This is a genomic window from Lentzea sp. NPDC037011, from assembly GCF_055607425.1.
In genome coordinates, this window is record NZ_JBVJRT010000005.1 from 150,608 (window position 1) to 167,247 (window position 16,640).

General features: G+C 70.8%; 20 protein-coding genes and 2 riboswitches. Of the genes, 9 read left to right on the forward strand and 11 right to left on the reverse strand.

Features of this window, described 5'->3' with window-relative positions:
• Positions 1 to 8: 8 nt before the first annotated feature.
• Both ACZ7CH_RS16150 and thiE read right to left on the reverse strand, forming a co-directional pair.
• Positions 9 to 767 (reverse strand): dioxygenase family protein, encoded by a 759-nt coding sequence (locus ACZ7CH_RS16150; protein WP_470374249.1) that lies wholly within the window; start codon positions 765 to 767, stop codon positions 9 to 11.
• A 31-nt stretch (positions 768 to 798) separates the two neighbouring features.
• Positions 799 to 1,437 (reverse strand): thiamine phosphate synthase, encoded by a 639-nt coding sequence (thiE, locus tag ACZ7CH_RS16155; RefSeq protein WP_458429583.1) that lies wholly within the window; start codon positions 1,435 to 1,437, stop codon positions 799 to 801.
• Between the two features lie 26 nt (positions 1,438 to 1,463).
• A riboswitch (TPP riboswitch) is annotated at positions 1,464 to 1,575 on the forward strand.
• A 3-nt stretch (positions 1,576 to 1,578) separates the two neighbouring features.
• On the opposite strand from thiE, the gene ACZ7CH_RS16160 reads away from it, so the two are divergent.
• The 6 genes from ACZ7CH_RS16160 to ACZ7CH_RS16185 all read left to right on the forward strand — a co-directional run bounded on the left by ACZ7CH_RS16160 (position 1,579) and on the right by ACZ7CH_RS16185 (position 5,086).
• A complete protein-coding gene (locus ACZ7CH_RS16160) occupies positions 1,579 to 2,523 on the forward strand; it encodes an FAD-dependent oxidoreductase (protein ID WP_470374446.1) in 945 nt (314 codons plus the stop codon).
• The gene (thiS, locus tag ACZ7CH_RS16165) at positions 2,520 to 2,720 is read left to right on the forward strand and encodes a sulfur carrier protein ThiS (RefSeq protein ID WP_458429581.1); all 201 of its coding nucleotides are present in this window, start codon (positions 2,520 to 2,522) and stop codon (positions 2,718 to 2,720) included. Before ACZ7CH_RS16160 ends, thiS begins: the two co-directional genes overlap by 4 nt.
• 1 nt (position 2,721) lies before the next feature.
• Complete coding sequence (gene thiG, locus ACZ7CH_RS16170) at positions 2,722 to 3,477, forward strand: thiazole synthase (RefSeq protein ID WP_360385409.1); 756 nt, start codon at positions 2,722 to 2,724, stop codon at positions 3,475 to 3,477.
• A 179-nt stretch (positions 3,478 to 3,656) separates the two neighbouring features.
• The gene (locus ACZ7CH_RS16175; protein WP_231114466.1) at positions 3,657 to 4,100 is read left to right on the forward strand and encodes a MarR family winged helix-turn-helix transcriptional regulator; all 444 of its coding nucleotides are present in this window, start codon (positions 3,657 to 3,659) and stop codon (positions 4,098 to 4,100) included.
• 108 nt (positions 4,101 to 4,208) lie between these two features.
• Positions 4,209 to 4,673, forward strand: a complete 465-nt coding sequence (locus ACZ7CH_RS16180; protein WP_360385412.1) for a phosphatase domain-containing protein — start codon at positions 4,209 to 4,211, stop codon at positions 4,671 to 4,673.
• A 158-nt stretch (positions 4,674 to 4,831) separates the two neighbouring features.
• A complete protein-coding gene (locus ACZ7CH_RS16185) occupies positions 4,832 to 5,086 on the forward strand; it encodes a hypothetical protein (RefSeq protein WP_360385414.1) in 255 nt (84 codons plus the stop codon).
• Here ACZ7CH_RS16185 and thiD read toward each other — a convergent pair.
• The 3 genes from thiD to ACZ7CH_RS16200 all read right to left on the reverse strand — a co-directional run bounded on the left by thiD (position 5,029) and on the right by ACZ7CH_RS16200 (position 8,913).
• Positions 5,029 to 5,838, reverse strand: a complete 810-nt coding sequence (gene thiD / locus ACZ7CH_RS16190) for a bifunctional hydroxymethylpyrimidine kinase/phosphomethylpyrimidine kinase (RefSeq protein ID WP_360385416.1) — start codon at positions 5,836 to 5,838, stop codon at positions 5,029 to 5,031. The two genes, ACZ7CH_RS16185 and thiD, sit on opposite strands and share 58 nt — an antisense overlap.
• Positions 5,835 to 7,490 (reverse strand): phosphomethylpyrimidine synthase ThiC, encoded by a 1,656-nt coding sequence (gene thiC / locus ACZ7CH_RS16195; RefSeq protein WP_458429579.1) that lies wholly within the window; start codon positions 7,488 to 7,490, stop codon positions 5,835 to 5,837. Before thiC ends, thiD begins: the two co-directional genes overlap by 4 nt.
• Positions 7,480 to 7,604: riboswitch (TPP riboswitch) on the reverse strand. It overlaps the preceding gene by 11 nt.
• Before the next feature lie 709 nt (positions 7,605 to 8,313).
• On the reverse strand, positions 8,314 to 8,913 hold the full coding sequence (locus tag ACZ7CH_RS16200; RefSeq protein WP_360385420.1) for a LysE family translocator: 600 nt from the start codon (positions 8,911 to 8,913) through the stop codon (positions 8,314 to 8,316).
• A 74-nt stretch (positions 8,914 to 8,987) separates the two neighbouring features.
• Between ACZ7CH_RS16200 and ACZ7CH_RS16205 the strand changes: the two genes are divergently transcribed.
• The gene (locus ACZ7CH_RS16205; protein ID WP_470374250.1) at positions 8,988 to 9,917 is read left to right on the forward strand and encodes an aldo/keto reductase; all 930 of its coding nucleotides are present in this window, start codon (positions 8,988 to 8,990) and stop codon (positions 9,915 to 9,917) included.
• Between the two features lie 26 nt (positions 9,918 to 9,943).
• Here the strand turns inward: ACZ7CH_RS16205 and ACZ7CH_RS16210 are convergent, their stop codons facing one another.
• Entirely contained in the window at positions 9,944 to 10,525 is a 582-nt protein-coding gene (locus tag ACZ7CH_RS16210) for a peptide deformylase (RefSeq protein ID WP_360385424.1), read from the reverse strand.
• Positions 10,526 to 10,632: 107 nt separating this feature from the next.
• Here ACZ7CH_RS16210 and ACZ7CH_RS16215 point away from each other — a divergent pair, with 107 nt between their 5' ends.
• Both ACZ7CH_RS16215 and ACZ7CH_RS16220 read left to right on the forward strand, forming a co-directional pair.
• Positions 10,633 to 10,911 carry a DUF3263 domain-containing protein gene (locus ACZ7CH_RS16215; RefSeq protein ID WP_360385426.1) on the forward strand — a complete coding sequence of 93 codons (279 nt, stop codon included), beginning with the start codon at positions 10,633 to 10,635 and terminating at the stop codon, positions 10,909 to 10,911.
• Positions 10,911 to 11,540 carry a LytR C-terminal domain-containing protein gene (locus ACZ7CH_RS16220; RefSeq protein WP_360385428.1) on the forward strand — a complete coding sequence of 210 codons (630 nt, stop codon included), beginning with the start codon at positions 10,911 to 10,913 and terminating at the stop codon, positions 11,538 to 11,540. The genes ACZ7CH_RS16215 and ACZ7CH_RS16220 overlap by 1 nt, the downstream gene beginning before the upstream one ends.
• Here the strand turns inward: ACZ7CH_RS16220 and ACZ7CH_RS16225 are convergent.
• The 5 genes from ACZ7CH_RS16225 to ACZ7CH_RS16245 all read right to left on the reverse strand — a co-directional run bounded on the left by ACZ7CH_RS16225 (position 11,513) and on the right by ACZ7CH_RS16245 (position 16,514).
• Positions 11,513 to 11,701 (reverse strand): DUF397 domain-containing protein, encoded by a 189-nt coding sequence (locus tag ACZ7CH_RS16225; RefSeq protein ID WP_360385430.1) that lies wholly within the window; start codon positions 11,699 to 11,701, stop codon positions 11,513 to 11,515. The genes ACZ7CH_RS16220 and ACZ7CH_RS16225 overlap by 28 nt on opposite strands.
• Positions 11,676 to 12,527, reverse strand: a complete 852-nt coding sequence (locus ACZ7CH_RS16230) for a helix-turn-helix domain-containing protein (RefSeq protein ID WP_470374251.1) — start codon at positions 12,525 to 12,527, stop codon at positions 11,676 to 11,678. Before ACZ7CH_RS16230 ends, ACZ7CH_RS16225 begins: the two co-directional genes overlap by 26 nt.
• A gap of 59 nt (positions 12,528 to 12,586) precedes the next feature.
• Positions 12,587 to 14,740 (reverse strand): AAA family ATPase, encoded by a 2,154-nt coding sequence (locus tag ACZ7CH_RS16235; protein ID WP_360385434.1) that lies wholly within the window; start codon positions 14,738 to 14,740, stop codon positions 12,587 to 12,589.
• A gap of 125 nt (positions 14,741 to 14,865) precedes the next feature.
• On the reverse strand, positions 14,866 to 15,819 hold the full coding sequence (gene pssA, locus ACZ7CH_RS16240; RefSeq protein ID WP_360385436.1) for a CDP-diacylglycerol--serine O-phosphatidyltransferase: 954 nt from the start codon (positions 15,817 to 15,819) through the stop codon (positions 14,866 to 14,868).
• A complete protein-coding gene (locus ACZ7CH_RS16245; protein WP_360385438.1) occupies positions 15,819 to 16,514 on the reverse strand; it encodes a phosphatidylserine decarboxylase in 696 nt (231 codons plus the stop codon). Before ACZ7CH_RS16245 ends, pssA begins: the two co-directional genes overlap by 1 nt.
• Positions 16,515 to 16,640 lie beyond the last annotated feature (126 nt).

Here is a 16,640-nt window from a genome sequence, read left to right on the forward strand (position 1 = left end):
GCTGCTCGCTAGCTGAACTGGACAGACCGTTTCGAGAGCCCGTACCAGAAGCCTTCAACGCTGGTACGGGCTTTCTCGTCGCTCGCGGCGCCCAGCGCGACGAAGAGCGGCGCGAAGTGCTCGGTCCGCGGGTGCGCGATGCCGGCCGCGGGTGCCTTCACCTGGAAGTCGAGCAACGCGTCCACGTCACCGCTCGCGAGCTGCCGGTGCGCCCAGTCGTCGAACTCCCGCGACCACGACGGCGGCGCGTAGTCCGGTCCGGCCGGGAAGTTCACACAGCTCAGGTTGTGCGTCATGAACCCGCTTCCGACGATCAGCACGTTCTGCTCGCGCAACGGCGCCAGCTTCCGGCCGATCGCGTGCAGTTCGCGCGGGTCCAGCGTCGGCATCGACAGCTGCAGCACGGGCACGTCCGCGTCCGGGAACATCTCCTTGAGCGGCACGTAGGCGCCGTGGTCCAGCCCGCGCCGCTCGTCCTGCTCGACGTGGCCGAGCAGCTTGCGCACGTCCTCGGCCAGCTCCGGCGCGCCCGGTGCCGCGTAGGTGACCTCGTAGTAGCGCTGCGGGAAGCCCCAGAAGTCGTAGACCAGCGGGACGGTCGTGGTGGCGCCGATCGTCGTCGGTGCCTCCTCCCAGTGCGCGGAGACCACGAGCACGGCCTCCGGGCGCGGGAGCGTGGCGGACCAGTCCCTCAGCTCTCTGGTCCACGTGGCGTCGTCGGCCAGCGGGGGAGCCCCGTGGCTCAGGTACAGCACAGGTGCGCTCACGCCGTCGAGCGTACGCCGTTTTGTTCAAATTTCAACGATCAAGTTCAATTTTGAACGACCTGGCGGCGGCGCGCGGGTCCTCGGCGTCGGTGATGGCCCTGACCACGACCACCCGCGTGGCACCCGCGGCCATGACCTCGTGCAGGTTCCCCAGGTCGATGCCGCCGATCGCGAACCACGGCCGCTGCGAGCGGGTGGCGCGGACGAGGTCCAGCCCCGGAGCCGGGCGACCGGGCTTCGTCGGCGTCGGCCAGCACGGACCGGTGCAGAAGTAGTCCACGCCCGGCTCGCCGGCCGCCGCCCGCATCTGGTCCACGTCGTGCGTGGAGCGGCCGATCACCGGGCCGTCGCCGATGATCCGGCGGGCCAGCGGCACCGGCAGGTCGTCCTGGCCGAGGTGCAGCACGTCGGCGTCCACGGCGTGCGCGATGTCCGCGCGGTCGTTGACGGCCAGCAGCTTCCCGTGGCGTTCAGCGGCTTCGGCGAGCACCTCGATCGCCGCGAGCTCCTGCCTGGCCTCCAGCGACTTGTCCCGCAGCTGGATGACGTCGACACCGCCGGAGAGGGCGGCGTCCGCGAACTCGGCCAGGTCGGGCCGGTCCGGGGTGCAGAGGTAGAGCGTCGCGTCGGCGAGTCGTTGCCTGATCAGGTTTCCGTCGAGTCCTGGCACGCACGCACGTTAACCGTTATGTTGAAGGCGGTCCGCACGGGAGCCTGGAGAAGACCGGGCTGAGAGGGAGCGTGGTTCGCTCCGACCGTCGAACCTGATCCGGGTCATGCCGGCGCAGGGAGCGTGAATGCCTTGAGCACTGTGGAAGTGACCGTCGTGGGCGGCGGTGTCATCGGCTTGTCCGTCGCGCTGTTCGCGGCACGGGCCGGCTACTCGGTCTCCGTGTCCGACCGCGGTTCCCCGCACGCCGGTTCGCGGGTCGCGGGCGGCATGCTCGCACCGCTCACCGAGGCGTGGCCGGGCGAGGAAGCCGTGGTGGCGCAGGGGGTCGAGGCGCTCGCGCTGTGGCCGGAGTTCGCCGCGTCGATCGGCGTGGAGCTGTTCACCGCGGGCACGCTGGCGGTCGGCACGTCCCCCGGCGACCTCACCGACCTGCGGCACGCGGGGGAGCTGCTGACCTCGCGCGAGATCCGCGTGTTCGAACCGTCGCTGGGCCCCGCCGTGCGCGGTGGGGTGCACACGAGCGACCTCGCCGTCGACAACCGGGCGCTGCTCTCCGCGCTGGAGAAGGCGTGCGCCGAGGCCGGGGTGCGGTCCGATGTGGACGGCCGGGTCCGCGTGATCGCGGCCGGTGCGTGGAGCGCGGGGCTGCACCCGGCGCTGCGGGACGTGGTCCGGCCGGTCAAGGGCGAGATCCTGCGGCTCACCCACCGCCCCGGCGCGCTGCCACCGCCCCGGCACACGATCCGCGCGCTCGTGCAGGGCCGAGCCGTGTACCTGGTGCCGCGCACCGACGGTGTGGTCGTCGGCGCCACCCAGTACGAGGCCGGTTTCGACACCGACGTGACCGTGGCGGGCGTGCGGGACCTGTTGCGCGACGCGGAGGTCGTGCTGCCCGGCCTCGCCGAGTACGCGCTGACCGAGACCGCCGTCGGGTTCCGCGCGGGCAGCCCCGACAACGTGCCGGTCGTGCGGTGGCTCGAACCCGGCGTGATCGCCGCGACCGGCCACCACCGCAACGGCCTGCTGCTCGCCCCCCACACCGCACGCGAAGTGCTGCGGTTGCTCGAAGGAGGAACGTCGTGAAGGCGAAGGTGAACGGCACCTTCCGCGAGCTGTCCGACGGCACGTCGGTGGCCGCGGTGGTGTCGCTGGTGGGAGCGCCGGCCGCGGGCGTGGCCGTGGCGCTCGACGGTGCCGTGGTGCCCAAGGCGTTGTGGGACAGGACGATCGTGCCGGACGGCGGCGTGGTCGAGGTGCTGACCGCGGTCCAGGGAGGCTGACGTGGACGACCCGCTCGTCATCGCGGGCAAGGAGTTCCGCTCCCGCCTCATCACCGGCACCGGCGGTGCCGCGAACCTGTCCGTGCTCGAACGCGCCCTGGTGGCGTCCGGCACCGAGCTGACCACCGTGGCGATGCGCCGGGTCGACGCCGCCGGCCAGACCGGTGTGCTGGAGCTGTTGCGGCGCCTGGGCATCGAGGTGCTGCCGAACACCGCCGGCTGCCGCACCGCCGCCGAGGCCGTGCTGACCGCGCAGCTCGCCCGCGAGGCACTGGAGACGAACTGGGTCAAGCTGGAGGTCGTGCACGACGAGGAGACCCTGCTGCCCGACCCGGTCGAGCTCCTCGACGCCGCCGAACGGTTGGTGAACGACGGTTTCGTCGTGCTGCCCTACACCAACGACGACCCGGTGCTGGCGCTGAAGCTCCAGGACATCGGCTGCGCGACCGTGATGCCGCTGGGTTCGCCGATCGGCACCGGCCTCGGCATCCGCAACCCGCACAACATCGAGCTGATCACCGCCCGCGCCACCGTTCCGGTCGTGCTGGACGCGGGCATCGGCACCGCCTCCGATGCCGCGCTGGCCATGGAGCTCGGCTGCTCGGCGGTGCTCCTCGCCACCGCCGTCACCCGTGCCGGTGACCCGGAGCTGATGGGCGCCGCGATGCGCTGTGCCGTCGAGGGCGGCCGGCTCGCCCGGCTGGCCGGTCGCATCCCGCAGCGCTTCTGGGCGCAGGCCTCGTCACCGGGAATCTGAACGGCCCCAGGCAGTCGGTACCTCTCCTCCTCGGCGTTCGGGAACGGGGCCGTTCCCGAGGTCGTCTCCCTTCGCACGCGATAAAGCCGCGGTGGTGAACGCGCAGCCGCTACCGTGGGTGCACACGTGTTGGGGGATGATTGACCATTGCTGATTTCCGTCGAGGAGGACGACTAGCCGTGACGGCCCCCATTGACGCCGAGGTCGAGGACGCGACCGCGCGCCTGTACCTGGCGATCGGCCGGCTGGCCCGGTTGCTGCGCCGCACCGGATCGCCCGGACTCGGCCCCGGCGCGGTCTCCGCGCTGGCGACCCTCGCCCGCTGCGGCCCCATGCGCCTCGGTGACCTGGCGACGAAGGAGGGCGTGGCCCCGCCCACGCTGTCCCGCATCGTCGCCGCGCTGGTCGAGGCCGGGTACGTGAAGCGCGAACCCGACCCGCAGGACGGCCGCGCCTGGCTCGCCACCCCCACGCCCGAGGGCGAGACGATGGTGTCCGGTGTGCGCTCCGCACGCGTGCGCGAGCTGCAACGCCGCATCGAGCAGCTCACGCCCGAACACGTCTCGGCCCTGGTCAACGCGCTGGACGCGCTGGAGACACTGGTCGGCGAAGAGCCGAAGTAGCGCCGTCGGTCCGCAACTCGACGAAATCGATCGTCACCGAGCCCGTTTTCGGTGCCCTCGCCGGGATAACCTCGCGGAGATCCTTCCGGCGAACATTGGGGCCACCGCATGAGTCGCCCGGTCGCGGTGCTGGACATCGACGGAACCGTCGCTGACGTCCAGCACCGCCTTCACCTGCTCAGTTCGGACTCGCCCGTCAGGTGGGCGAACTTCTTCGACGCGGCGGGAGGCGACGGGCTGCTGCGGCAGGGCGCGGCGCTGGCCCACAGGCTGGCGGTGGACCACGACATCGTGTGGCTCACCGGCAGACCCGTCCGGATCGCGGAGCTCACCCGGCGCTGGCTCGCCGAGTACGGGCTGCCGGCCGGCACGCTGCTGATGCAGCGGGAGGGGGACCGGCGGCCCGCTCAGGTGGTCAAGCTCGAACGGCTCCAGGAGATCCGGCACCGCCGCACGGTCGTCATGGTCGTGGACGACGACCCGCGCGTGGTGAGCCACCTCCGCGAGGCCGGCCTGCCCGTCCACCACGCGTCGTGGTCGCACTGGACTCCGACGCAGGCCAACGAGGGCTGAGTCCCCACCCGGTCACAGGGACGGGTCGGACGAGGCGGCGAACAGGTCGTGCAACGCCCGGTTGAAGGCGTCGAACTCCGCGACCAGCACCTCGCGCGTCTGCGCCGGCACGTCCGCGGCCATCGCCACCAAGGCGGGGGTTGGCCACCCTGCACACCGTGCTGCAGGCGGAGCACCTGGCCCGCGACGACGAGATCACCGAACGGTTCCGCCGCCGCAACCGGCTCCTGCGCGGCCACTTCGCCAAGACGCTGGGCGAAGCGGCCGCGACGGAGCTCATCGCGTTCCTCGAAGGAGCGCTCACGGTCTGGTTGCTCGACCCCGAGCAGACCGACCTGCGGGCGATGTGCGCCCGCTACCTGTCCAACCTCCACAGCGGCGACACCGGCCCGACCCCCGAACCCAGGGGGTAGGCCGCCGCCACGGACCTCACGATGAAGTCCTTGCCGAACCGCACCGCGTCCGGCACCGAGGCCCCGTGCGCCAGCGCCGAGCTGATCGACGACGCCAGCGTGTCACCGCTGCCGTGCGTGTTCTCGGTGTCGTAGCGCGGGCCGGGCAGCTCCACGAACTCGCGGCCGTCGTACAGCAGGTCCAGGCACTCCGGGTCGTCCCACATGTGGCCGCCCTTGACCAGCACCCACTCCGGTCCCAGCTCGTGCAGCGCTTCCGCCGCAAGACGCTGGTCCGCGCGGTCCTTCACCGCGATGCCGGTGATCAACCGCACCTCGTCGAGGTTCGGCGTCACCAGCGTCGCCCGCGGGAACAGCAGGCCCTTCAACGCCTCCAGCGCCGAGTCCGCCAGCAGCTGGTCGCCGTGCATCGACGCCGACACCGGGTCGACGACGAACGGCACACCACCGCGGCCGATCCCGGCCGCGTCCAGCGCCGGCGTGATCGCCTCGATGATCGCCGCCGACGCCAGCATCCCGGTCTTCGCCGCCTGCACCCCGATGTCGGAGGCCACCGACGCGATCTGCGCAGCCACGACGTCGGGCGGGATCTCGTGCACCCCCGTGACGCCGAGGGAGTTCTGCACGGTCGCGGCCGTCAGCGCCACGCACCCGTGCACCCCGCACGCGAACATCGTGCGCAGGTCCGCCTGGATGCCCGCACCACCGCCGGAGTCGCTCCCGGCGATGGTGAGGGCCCTCGGAGGTGTCACGAAGTCTCCACCACGGGCAGGTAGACCTTGTTGCCGGTGCCGGCGAACTCACCGGACTTCTCCGCCATGCCGGCCTCGATGGCCTCCACAGTGGACAGCCCGCGTTCCTCGGCGTAGCGCCGCACGTCCTGCGTGATCTTCATCGAGCAGAACTTCGGCCCGCACATCGAGCAGAAGTGCGCCGTCTTCGCCGGTTCGGCGGGCAGCGTCTCGTCGTGGAACGAGCGGGCCGTGTCCGGGTCCAGCGAGAGGTTGAACTGGTCCTCCCACCGGAACTCGAACCGCGCCTTCGACAGCGCGTCGTCCCAGTCCTGCGCGCCGGGGTGGCCCTTGGCCAGGTCCGCGGAGTGCGCCGCGATCTTGTACGTGATCACGCCGGTCTTCACGTCGTCCCGGTTGGGCAGGCCCAGGTGCTCCTTGGGCGTGACGTAGCAGAGCATCGCGGTGCCCAGCCAGCCGATCTGCGCCGCACCGATCGCCGACGTGATGTGGTCGTAGGCCGGTGCGATGTCCGTGGCCAGCGGCCCGAGGGTGTAGAACGGCGCCTCACCGCACCACTCCTCCTCCAGCCGGACGTTCTCGGCGATCTTGTGCATCGGCACGTGGCCGGGGCCCTCGATCATCACCTGGACGTCCTTGGCGCGGGCGATGTGCGTCAGCTCGCCCAGGGTGCGCAGCTCCGCGAACTGCGCCTCGTCGTTGGCGTCCGCGATCGAGCCCGGCCGCAGGCCGTCACCCAGCGAGAACGTCACGTCGTAGGCCCGCAGGATGTCGCACAGCTCCTCGAAGTGCGTGTAGAGGAACGACTCCCGGTGGTGCGCGAGGCACCACGCGGCCATGATCGACCCGCCGCGCGACACGATGCCGGTGACGCGCTTGGCCGTGAGCGGCACGTACCGCAGCAGCACGCCCGCGTGCACGGTCATGTAGTCGACGCCCTGCTCGCACTGCTCGATCACGGTGTCGCGGTAGATCTCCCAGGTCAGCGCCGCTGGGTCGCCGTTGACCTTCTCCAGCGCCTGGTAGATCGGCACCGTGCCGACCGGGACGGGGGAGTTGCGCAGGATCCACTCGCGGGTCTCGTGGATGCGCTTGCCCGTGGAGAGGTCCATGATCGTGTCGGCGCCCCAGCGGGTCGCCCACACCATCTTCTCCACCTCGTCCTCGATCGACGACGACACCGCGGAGTTGCCGATGTTCGCGTTGATCTTGACGAGGAACTTCTTGCCGATGATCATCGGCTCGGCCTCGGGGTGCTTGCGGTTCAACGGGATGACCGCGCGCCCGATGGCCACCTCGGCGCGCACGAACTCCGCGTCGAGGTTCTCCCGCGCCGCCACGTAGCGCATCTCCGGGGTGATGATCCCGGCCTTCGCGTACGCGAGCTGGCTGACGGCTCCGTTGATCGGTTCCCGTGCGGCGACCCACCCCGACCTCAGGTCGGGTAGTCCACTGTGGACGTCGATGGTCGCGTTGTCGTCGGTATACGGACCGGAAGTGTCGTAGAGATCGACATGCTCGCCGTTGGTCAGCTCGACCCTGCGGTGGGGCACGCGGATGTCCGGGGACACCTCGCGGTACACCTTGCGCGAGCCCGAGATCGGGCCGGTGGTCACACTGGGCTTGACCGAACGGTCGTCAAGTGCCGTCACGACATTCCTCCCTACGCCGGCATTACCCGGTCAGGTTCAGGCGGTCGGTGACACCGGCACGACGGCCAGTCACCCTCTCAGCCCGCTCAGGCGCGAGCTCCCGCGTTGTGTTCAGTTGTCGAGACCCGACCATAGTCACGGTGCGCCGCGGCTGCCAAGGCCGCCTTTTGCCCCTAATCTTCTCCCCGTGGCTGATCACCAGCCGTTCCCGCCCGGCGCGCGGCGCGGTCAACGTCCCGCTGTCGTCTCCGCATGCCCTTCGTGCGGTGAGCTCGCGGGTCGCGGCTACCCCGACTGCGGGTTCTGCGCCGAGCTGCTCGACCAGTTCTGGCTCGCGGACTGGGAGGAGCTGCGGACGTCCTCGCAGCTCGCCGACCGGGAGCTGGCCGAGCTGGTCACCTCCGCCGACGTCGGCGTGTACCCCTGGACCTGCGTCGACTGGGCGATGACCCTGCTCGCGTGCTCCCGCTGCGGTGCCGAGCTCGGCACCGGGCCGGTCGAGTGCGTGCGCTGCGCGGTCACCGAGGAGCGCCGGTGGAACTGGGACCACACGGCGCACCCGGCGACCATGAGCGCGAACGAGCACCTGCTGCGCGTCGCGCGGTCGGTCCTGCGCGCCCCGCACCGCAAGCGCTCGGCCGTCGTGCAGGCGTGGAAGCTCGTCCTGCCGTTCCTCATCGTGGGCGAGGTGATCGACTTCGGCCGGCTCGACCGCGTCCGCGCCCACGTCCTGGCGGGTGGCTACGAGCCGCTGGCCCGCTGCCACACCCTCGCTGAGCTGGCCGGACTCCCCGAGCTGTTCTGGCGCCGCGGCGGCCCGACGTCAACGCGGGTCGAGTACCAGCCGGACTCCGAGCGCCAGCAGCACGCCGCCCGACAGCTTCTCCAGAGCCGTGCGCACCCGCGGCCGGGCGAGCCAGCCGCGGACGGCGTGCAGGACCGCGACGACGACCAGGTACCAGACGGTGTCGACCACGACCCAGCCGGCGGCCAGGAGGAGCAGAACCCCCTGGCCGGACTCCCCGGCCGGCGCGAACTGCGGTAGGAACGAGATCGCGAACACGCCCAGCTTCGGGTTCGCCAGGTTGACGACCAGCCCGCTGCGGAACGCGCGGCCGGGCGGTGGCGCCTCGGTCGGCAGGCTCCTGCTGACCAGCGCTTTCACGCCCAGGTAGACCAGGAAGACCGCGCCGCCGATCCGCAGCGCGTGGTAGGCGATCTCCGACGCCGTGAGCAGCACCGACAGGCCGAGCGCCGCGGCGACGGCCCAGCACGCCACGCCGACCTCCATGCCGAACACCGTCGCCAGTGCGGCCCGCCGCCCGTGCACCGACTGTCGCAGGACCACGGCCGTACCGGGTCCTGGCGACAGTGCGATGAGGAACGAGGCCGCGACGAAGGCGACGATGTTTTCCAGTGGCATGCCCCTGATGGTCGCCGACGGCCGCAAGCCGGTTTCTTGACCTGGAGCGCGCTCCAGGTTGTTCGCTGACCGGCATGACGGATCTGGGGAAGCTGGGTTTCGGGACGTGGGCCATGGGTGGCCCGTACTCCTTCGACGGCGAGCCGGTCGGCTGGGGACCGTCCGACGACGCGGAGTCGGTCAGGGCGCTGCGGCGGGCGCTGGACCTGGGCGTGACGCTCTTCGACACCGCCGACACCTACGGCTGCGGCCACTCGGAGACACTGGTGGGGCAAGCGTTTGCGGGCGTCCGCGACCAGGTCGTGATCGCCACCAAGTGGGGGTTCACGTTCGACGCGGAGACCCGCCGGATGACGGGGACGGACGGATCGGTCGGGCACCTGCGCCGTGCCGTCGAGGGGTCGCTGCGGCGCCTGGGCACCGACCGGATCGACCTGTACCAGCTGCACATCGGCGACCTGCCGCTCGATCAGGCGGCGCTGCTGCGCGACGAGTGCGAGGCGCTGGTCGCGCAGGGCAAGATCCGGTCCTACGGCTGGAGCACCGACGACCCGGAACGGGCCAGGTTCTTCACCGAGAAGCCGCACGGCATCGCCGCGCAGGCCGACGTCAACGTGCTGTTCGACAACCCGGAGATGTACGCGGGGGAGTACGCGGTCCTGTGCCGCCGTCCGCTCGCGATGGGTCTGCTGGCACGCGAGACGTTCGACGTGCTGCCGGCGGACGACGTGCGCGTCACCAACCCGTCCTGGCTGCGGTTCTTCGTCGACGGCCGCCCGTCACCGGAGTACTTCCGGGCCCGCGAGGCGGTCAGGGACGTGCTGACCTCCGGCGGCCGGACGCTGGTCCAGGGCGCGCTGGCGTGGTTCTGGGCGCGTTCTCCCCGGCTCGTCCCCATCCCGGGGGTGCGCACGGTGGCGCAGGTCGAGGAGAACGCGGCCGCACTGCGGTTCGGCCCGCTGACACCGGACGAGCTCGCCCAGGTCGAGTCCGTCCTGCGCTAGTCCGTCCTGCGCTGGTCGGTGCTGCGTCAGTCGGTTTCTTCGTCGTCGAAGTAGTCGGGGTCGGCGGGGTCCCAGGACAGGCCCGGCTGGCCCCACTCGTTGTCGCGCAGCATCCGCTTCGACTCCCTCTTGTACCGGCCGACGAGGCGGTCGATGTAGAGGAAGCCGTCGAGGTGGTCGGTCTCGTGCTGGAGGCAGCGCGCGAAGAACCCGGTGCCCTCGACCTCGAACGGCTGCCCGTCGAGGTCCTGGCCCGTGCACTTCGCCCACCGGGCGCGTCCGGTCGGGTACGCCTCGCCGGGCACCGACAGGCAGCCCTCGAAGTCGTCGTCCGGGTCCGGCATGGTCTCGGGGACCTCGGAGGTCTCGATCCGCGGGTTCACGATCACCCCGCGGTGCTGCACGCCCTCGTCGTCCGGGCAGTCGTACACGAAGACCCGCAGGTCGACACCGATCTGGTTGGCGGCGAGCCCGACTCCGCGAGCTGCCGCCATCGTCTCGAACATGTCGTCGACGAGCGTCTTCAGCTCGGTGTCGAACTCGGTGACCTCACGCGTGGGGTTGTGAAGTACGGGGTCACCAGCGATCACGATGCGGTGCACGGCCATGGTCAGACTTTAAGCCGTCCAAAACTGTCGGTGTCGCGCGGTAGGTTGGAACGATCACGTGATTAGATTGCCCGCACCTGATTGGTGTGGCGACCGTGGGGAGCCAGATGGATCACGCCGAGACGCTTTCCTCCGCTGACGGGCTGACCAGCCGCGAGCGCACCATGCTCGCGTTCGAAAGCCAGTGGTGGAAGTACTCGGGGTCCAAGGAACAGGCCATCAGGGAACTGTTCGACATGTCCGCCACCCGCTACTACCAGCTGCTGAACGGCCTGATCGAGTCCGAAGCCGCGTTGGCTGCCGACCCGATGCTGGTCAAGCGGCTGCGGGGCGTCCGGACAGGCCGCCAAAGGGTTCGCGCCCGCGCCAGGAGCACCGAGGACTGATGACCTCCCCCGAGTCCGCAAGCCCGTCGCGCCCGGCCAAGGCCGCCGGGTTCGCCCTCCTCGGCGTCGCCGCCGTGGCCGCCGTGATCGGAGTCGTGAGCCTCTTCGGCGGCTCCGACGACACACCACCGGCCGCCGCCTCCGGCACGCCGACACCCCCGCCCTCCTCCGCCCCGTCGGAGCCCCAGTCGAGCGCCCCGGCCCAGTCGTCGTCGGCGACACCCCCGTCGTCGTCCGCACCCGCGGTCACGACGACCGCGGCACCGACAGCGCCCCCGATCACCACGTCCGCCGCGGCGCCGCCACCCCCGGTCACCCCGCCCGGCGTCGCCAAGTCCCCGGTGCGCGTCTACAACAACAGCACCGTCGCCGGCCTCGCCGCCCGCGCCTCCGACGAGGTGCGCGCGAACGGCTGGCAGGTCGCCGAGACCGGCAACTACTCGGGCGGCACCATCCCCACCACGACCGTGTACTTCCGGCCGGGCACCGACGAGGAGGCCTCGGCCAAGGAGCTCGCCGCCGTGCTCAAGGCCCGCGTCGAACCCCGGTTCACCGGCATCGACCACGCGGCGCCCGGCATCATCCTGATCGTGACGAACGACTACCGGGGGCCGTCCGGCAGCAAGTAGAGCAGCCGGCGCCAGGCTTCGGCGGAGAACGCGAGCACATCACCGCTCGCGTTCTTCGAGTCACGCACCAACGCTTCCTGGGCCAGCGAGACCTCCACACAGTCACCGTTGATGTCGGTGTTGCTGTAGGAACTCTTACGCCAGGTCCGTTCGGTGGTCATCGCGGTCCTCTCGAAGTGCACTGACGTACTCCGCCAGCTTGCGCTTCGATTGTTCCGCATCCAAGGCCACGGTCTCCAGCCGCTTGAAGAGCTGCTTCGCGTGCGCGACAGCCGTCTGGCTCTGCGCGAACACGTTGGCCACATCGCTCTCGGTGTAGACGACGGGTGATGCCTTCTCAAACTCATACAGGGCGCACTTCGTCGAGAAAGCCAGATCCTTGGCCTCGGCCGGCACGACGCGAAGCATGTGGGTGTTGAAGAGCAAGCGCAGGTACTGATCTTCCCTGGTGCGGATGTCGCCCACCAGCATCTGCAACGCAAGCTCGTGGATGTAGAACATGAACTCCGCATGGAGTGGGCGGCGCAGGATGGTCTGTCGTTCGATTCGCAATCGCGCGAATTTCTCGACGATCTCCTTCGTGTGCAGCCCGTTCACCGAAAGGAGGGCTTGCGCCGTGCCTTCCGTCTGGACGAGACCGTGCGGCGTCAAGACGTCGTACGCCGTGATCTTCGTGGCCAGCGCCTCCGTCATCACCAGCGTCCGGAGGTTGTCCGAGACCTGGGCGAAGTAGGGGTCGAACGCGTTGTGGTACCTGCTCCTGAACTCTTGCAGGTACTCCAGGTTCTTCCCGCACGCCGTCATGATCTGTGCGAGGTCGACGTCGGTCGCCCGCGCCTTCCCGTGCTCGATGTTGGACACCTTGCTCGGGTCCCACCCGAGATGAACGGCGAACTGGCGGCCGTTCATCTTGGTCGTGGTCTCACGCAACAGCCGCAGCTCGTCGCCCAGGTCTCGGCTGAGCGCGGTGGAAGTGGTCGCAGACATGCTTCTGGACGCTATGACGTGCAATTAGTCCATGCCACTGGCTCGTTCGGGTGAAAACGTCAGCGTGCCGCCGCGTACGCCGCCAGCCCGGCGAGCTGTACCGGGTCGAGCGACGGCCGCACGACCTGGCGGGCCTTGGCCAGGTGTGCCTGCGTGACCTCCGCGGCCTCCAGGGACTCGCGCATGGCGGTCAGCGCCGCCTCGCGCACCAAGCCCGCGCAGTCGGCCGCGGAGTACATCTCCAGCTCCTTCGCCAGCTCGGCGAGGTCGACGTCGGCGGCGAAGGGCGTGTTCTTGGAAGCCGCCTTGAGGATCTCCGTGCGCGCGTCCGCGTCGGGAGGCGACACGTACACCAGCCGCTCCAGCCGGCCGGGGCGCAGCAGGGCCGGGTCGATCAGCTCAGGCCGGTTCGTCGCGCCGATGACCACGACGTCGCGCAGGGGTTCCACCCCGTCCAGCTCGGTGAGCAGGGCCGCCACCACCCGGTCGGCCACGCCCGCGTCCGAGGACTGGCCGCGGCGCGGTGCCAGTGCGTCGACCTCGTCGAGGAAGATCAGTGCCGGTGCGGCGTCCGCGGCGCGGCGAAACAGCTCGCGCACGGCGCGTTCCGACTCGCCGACGAACTTGTCCATCAGCTCGGCGCCCTTGACGGTCAGCACGTTCAGCTGGCCGGAGCCCGCCAGCGCGCGCACCAGGAACGTCTTGCCGCAACCGGGCGGCCCGTACAGCAGGATGCCGCGCGGCGGCGACACGCCGAGGCGGGCGAAGGAGTCCGGGTAGCGCAACGGCCACAGCGCCGCTTCCGTCAGCGCCTGCTTGGTCTCGACCATGTCGCCGACGTCGTCGAGGGTCAGGCCGCCGGTCTGGATGGTGTCGGAGGCGGACATGGAGATCGGCCGCACCGTCCCGAGCGCGCCGAGCAGGTCCTCCTGCCCGACCCGCGGCTCGTCGACGTTGCGCTGCCGCAGCGCCGCCCGCACCGCCGCCTCCCTGCGCAACGCGCACAGGTCGGCCGCCACGAACCCCGGCGTCTTCTCCGCCACCGCGCGGAAGTCCACATCGGACTCCACCGGCACGTCCTTCATGAGCACCCGCAACAGTTCCGCGCGGGTGGCCCCGTCGGGCAGCGGCAGGCTCAGCTCGCGGTCCACCAGGTCGGGCACCCGCAGCCGCGCGTCCACCGACTCGGCGCGCGCCGACGTGACGACCAGCGCCAGGTTCGGCCGCGACACCGCCGTCCTCAACATCTCCAGCACGACCGTCGCCACCGGCGGTGCCACCGCGGGCAGCAGCGCGTCGATGTCCGTGATCAGCAGCACCGTCGGGTGCTCCGGCACCGCCGAGATGGCGTCACCGAGCTGCTTGGCCATCGCCCCGGGCTCCAGCACCGCGATGCTGGGCGCGGCCAGCTCCACCAGCTCCGCCTCGACACCGGCCGCGACCGCCCGCACGAGCGTCGCCTTGCCGACGCCCTCCGGCCCGCTGACCATGGCCGCGAGCCGCGCCTGCGCCCCGAGCCTGGTGAGCAGCTCCGGCTGCCGGAACATCAGCTCCAGCCACTCGGTCAGCGTCCTGGCCTGCTCCTTCTGCCCGACGAGGTTCGCGACGGGCAACGCCTCGTGCTTCTCCTGCACCACCACCGGCGTCACCTCCTGCGCCGGCGCCTGCGCGGACCGCCACCCGACGACGCTCGACGGCCGCACCGCCACGGGCCCCGCCGGGTCGGTGGACGTGATGGTGATCAGCTCGTTGGTCCACGTCATGCCGATGGCGTTGCTGAGCTTGCGGCGCGTCTCGGACACGTTCGCCTCGGGCGGCGGCGCGAGGTCCTGGGGGAGCAGCGACACGTTGTCCCCGACCGTCAACACCTTGCCCGTCAACGCCATCCGCACGTGCTCGGGCGTCAGCGCCGTCGTCGCCAGCCGCGACCCCGCCACCGTGATGCTGCGCGCCGCCTCGACCTTCACCGGCGCGACCACGATCTCCGCACCTTCGACCACGCCGAGGTTGGTGAGCGTGACGTCGTCGACCAGCACCACACCCGGCGGCTGCTCACCGGCCGCCGCCAGCGCCGCGCTGACCCGCGCACCGGTCAGCCTGACCGCGTCCCAGGCCCGCAACCCGAGCGCGTCGAGCACCTCCGGGTGCAGCCTCACGACACCGCGACGGGTGTCCAGTGCGGACGGGGACAGACGAGCCGTCAGCGTGATCACGCCCCGACTCTAATGCGCCCGCCGACCGCCCACGGGACGAAGCGCCTCGACCTCGCGGTCAGAACAGCGGAAAGCCCCGCGGGCGCGAACTCCCGCGGGGCTTCCCCGAACTCCTCACCCGGCGATCACGGCTTCTGCTGCCGCCGCAACCCCAGCCGCCGCCACGACCGCCGCCGTCCCGCCGGCGACGCCCCGTCGGCCACACCGGAGTCACGCCGAGGCCGCCGCACAGCCCGCATCGCGGCCCCGGCCACCCGGCCGCGCAACGGCTGCCGCAACCCGAGCCGCCGCGCCGCCACCCCGTGCGCCCGCCGGATCGCCCGGCGCTCCACACCGGTCACGGTCCACGCCTCGGGGTGCTTCGACAGCCACAGGTACCGCCGCACCGAGTACGGCAGGTGCGCCAGGTACACGACCATCGCGATGATCAGCGCCACCAGCGGGAACGTGATCACCGCGGCCGCCAGCAACGCGATCAGCACCAACGACGGCGCCACGAACCGAGGCGGCACCTTCACGGTCTTCACCGACAGGGTGGGAATCCGCGACACCAGCAGCAAGGCCACCACCACGGTCCACACCCCGACCGCGACCGGCGAGTTCCACCAGCCGTCGGTGCGGACCTGCTCCTCGATGATCAACGGGAGCAGCAGCAACAGGCCACCGGCAGGCGCCGGCACGCCCACGAAGAACTCCTTCGCGAACGGCGGCTGTTCCTTCTCCAGCAACGTGTTGAAGCGGGCCAGGCGGACCACCATGCACACCGCGAAGATCAGCGCGATGACCCAGCCGGCCCGGTTGCCCTCGAACTTCCACAGGTAGATGGCCAGCGCCGGCGCCACCCCGAAGGAGATGGCGTCGGCCAACGAGTCCAGCTCCGCGCCCATCTTCGACGTGGCGTCGAGCATGCGCGCGATGCGGCCGTCGAGCCCGTCGAAGACCGCGGCGGCCGCGATGGAGGCGATGGCCGCGCCCCACATGCCGACGTTCGCGAAGTGCACCGAGGACAGGCCGGCGCACATGGCGAGGACCGTGATCGCGTTCGGCAGGAGGCGAACGCCGGGCCCGCTGGGAGCCATCAGGCCTCCGGGAGCTCGGCGAGGACGGTCTCCCCGCCGATGGTGCGCTGACCGGCCTCGACCAGGACGCGGGAGCCGCGCGGCACGTAGGTGTCGACGCGCGAGCCGAAGCGGATGAGGCCGTAGGTCTGGCCGCGCTCGACCTTCTCACCGTCGGCGACGTGGCAGACGATGCGGCGGGCGACCAGGCCGGCGATCTGCACGAAGATCAGGTCGTGGCCCTCGGTCGTGCGCATCCACACCGTGTTGCGCTCGTTCTCCTCGGAGGCCTTGTCGAGGTCGGCCGAGAGGAACTTGCCGGGGTGGTAGGAGACCTGGACGACCTCACCGTCGGCGGGGATGCGCTGCACGTGCACGTCGAACACCGACAGGAACACGCTGACGCGGGTCATCGGCTGGTCGCCGAGCCCGAGCTCCTTGGGCGGCACGGTGTCGACGACGTGCGAGACGGTGCCGTCCGCGGGCGCGATCGCGATGTTCGACCGGGCCGGCGTGACGCGCTTCGGCTCGCGGAAGAACCAGGCCACCCACGCCGTGAGCACGGCGCCGACGACGCCGAGGCGCTTGTTGAAGCGACGCAGGACGAACGTGAGGACCGCCGCGCCGGCCACGAACGGACGTCCGGCCGGGTTCATCGGCGGAACGATCCCGCGCGCGAGTTCGAGGAAGTGGGAGACGGGCTTTTCGCTGCTCATCGTGGTGTGGGATTCCGTAGCTTCCGTGGATGTCGGGCGGCAACACGCTACGCCAACACGCCAAACCGCCCACATGGACTGCCGAGAAAACAAGTGGCCGGTGGCCCCGTGCATCCCCCGACGAAT